Genomic DNA, 2,094 nt, shown 5'->3' on the forward strand with positions numbered 1-2,094 from the left:
GGCCCGCGGCTCACTCGTCGATGAAAGGGCTCTGGCCAAGGCTCTGTCCGACGGCACCATCGCCGGCGCCGCGCTGGACGTGCTCGCGATCGAACCCCTGCCAGGCGACAGCCCCCTTCGGGGACTGGACAACGTGCTCATCACCTCCCACCTCGCCGGACAAACGACCGAAGCCCGGACACGGGCCGGCTTGGCAGCCGCGCACGCCGTCATCGACGTCCTCGAAAACCGCGAACCGGCACACCCGGTGGACCGCTAACCCCACACACCAACAACGAAGAAGGACCCTCATGTCGAAACCCCACCGCATCGCAGTCATTCCCGGCGACGGAATCGGCACCGAAGTCGTGCCCGAAGGGCTCCGCGTCCTGGACGCCGCAGCCTCAGCCTTCGACCTCAACCTCACCTACGAACACTTCGACTACGCCTCTGCCGACTACTACACCCGCCACGGGAAAATGCTGCCCGACGGATGGTTCGAAGAACTGAACCAGTTCGATTCCATTTTCTTCGGTGCCGTTGGATGGCCCGACGTCGTCCCCGACCACATCTCGCTGTGGGGCAGCCTCCTGCAGTTCCGCCGCCACTTCGACCAGTACGTCAGCCTCCGCCCCGTCAAACTCCTGCCCGGCGTGCCCAGCCCCCTGACCGGCCGGGTCCCGGGAGATGTCGACTTCTACGTCGTGCGCGAAAACACCGAAGGCGAATACTCCAGCATCGGCGGGAAAATCTTCGAAGACACCGACCGCGAAACCGTCATTCAGGAAACCGTCATGACCCGCAGCGGCGTGGACCGGATCCTCCAATACGCCTTCGATCTGGCCCAGAGCCGGCCCAAAAAGCACCTGACCTCCGCCACGAAGAGCAACGGCATCTCCATCACCATGCCCTACTGGGACGAACGCGTCCAGGGAATGGCCAAACACTTCAGCGACGTCAACGTGGACAAGTACCACATCGACATCCTGGCCGCTAACTTCGTCATGCACCCCGACTGGTTCGACGTCGTCGTCGCCAGCAACCTCTTCGGCGACATCCTCTCCGACCTCGGACCGGCCTGCACCGGCACCATCGGCATCGCCCCCAGCGGCAACATCAACCCCGAACGCAAATTCCCCAGCCTCTTCGAACCCGTCCACGGCTCCGCCCCCGACATCGCCGGAAAAGGCATCGCCAACCCCATCGGCCAGATCTGGTGCGCCGCAATGATGCTCGACCACTTGGGAGAACCCGAAGCCGCGGCCGCCATCACCACCGCCATGGAAACCGTCCTTGCTCGCGGTCCCGAAGCGCTCACACCCGACATGGGCGGCAACGCCACCACCCAAGATCTGGGCAAAGCAGTGGCATCGGCCCTGACCGCACCATGACCCGAATAACCGAACCGGGCAACCGGCGCGCACCCGCCGACGGCGAGCGGATCATGCTCCGCCAGTACATCCATTGGCGGCGGCTGATCGGAGCGACCGTCCAGATCCGCAAGCACGGCCACATCATCCGCACCGGAACCATCGATGATGCCATGGCAGACTCCACAGCGCTCTGGATCGCGGGCGACGCCGCCCAACCACGCACCATGTACGAAGCCGCCCGCGGAATCGAGGTGTGGGCGGACCCGGCAGAAGCCGAGGACGGCCTCTGCTACCGGATGACATCCACAGCACCATCACATAACTGACTTTGTACGGAGACCCATGACGCAGCCCATTTACATGCCCCACAGCACCGAAGACACCTCCTACTCCAGCCCAGAATTAAGTGACGCGCCCCCCGGCCAACATCCCCGAACGAAACATCCCCGCCGAAATTGCCCGTTCGTGGCTTTTGGTGAACGCAATGAAGCCTGAGCTTTTTGACGTCTCGGCTGTGTCGCGCGCGGACTCGATCGTCCTGGACATCGAAGATGCCGTGGACCCCTCGCAGAAGGACACTGCCCGCGAGAACGTCGTCAACTGGCTGACTGCCGGCGGCCAGGCCTGGGTGCGCATCAACGACGCCACCAGCCCGTTCTGGGCCGCAGACCTCGCCGGCCTGCGCGGCACCCCCGGACTGCTCGGCGTCATGCTGGCCAAGACCGAGTCCGCGGACCAGGTC

The 2,094-nt window shown here is 64.4% G+C and carries 4 protein-coding genes; all 4 read left to right on the forward strand.

What is annotated here, in order from left to right; translation table 11 throughout:
• On the forward strand, window positions 1-259 hold a 259-nt coding region (locus tag AC1DRE_RS25035; RefSeq protein ID WP_476986922.1), incomplete at its 5' end, for an NAD(P)-dependent oxidoreductase.
• A 31-nt stretch (window positions 260-290) separates the two neighbouring features.
• Window positions 291-1,370, forward strand: coding sequence for a tartrate dehydrogenase (locus AC1DRE_RS25040; RefSeq protein ID WP_476987160.1), 1,080 nt, complete (start codon window positions 291-293; stop codon window positions 1,368-1,370).
• Window positions 1,367-1,678: a hypothetical protein gene (locus tag AC1DRE_RS25045; protein WP_476987161.1), complete on the forward strand. Its 312-nt coding sequence runs from the start codon at window positions 1,367-1,369 to the stop codon at window positions 1,676-1,678. Before AC1DRE_RS25040 ends, AC1DRE_RS25045 begins: the two co-directional genes overlap by 4 nt.
• An 80-nt stretch (window positions 1,679-1,758) precedes the next feature.
• Window positions 1,759-2,094, forward strand: a 336-nt coding sequence (locus AC1DRE_RS25050) for an aldolase/citrate lyase family protein (RefSeq protein WP_476987162.1), incomplete at its 3' end; no start/stop codon positions are given.

The sequence above is a fragment of the Arthrobacter sp. P4_H3 genome, from assembly GCF_056400885.1.

What these genes read in the sequence shown, in the direction of transcription:
- AC1DRE_RS25045 (WP_476987161.1), top strand. Translation starts at nt 1,367, where the DNA reads ATGACCCGAATAACCGAACCGGGCAACCGGCGCGCACCCGCCGACGGC.
- AC1DRE_RS25040 (WP_476987160.1), top strand. Translation starts at nt 291, where the DNA reads ATGTCGAAACCCCACCGCATCGCAGTCATTCCCGGCGACGGAATCGGC.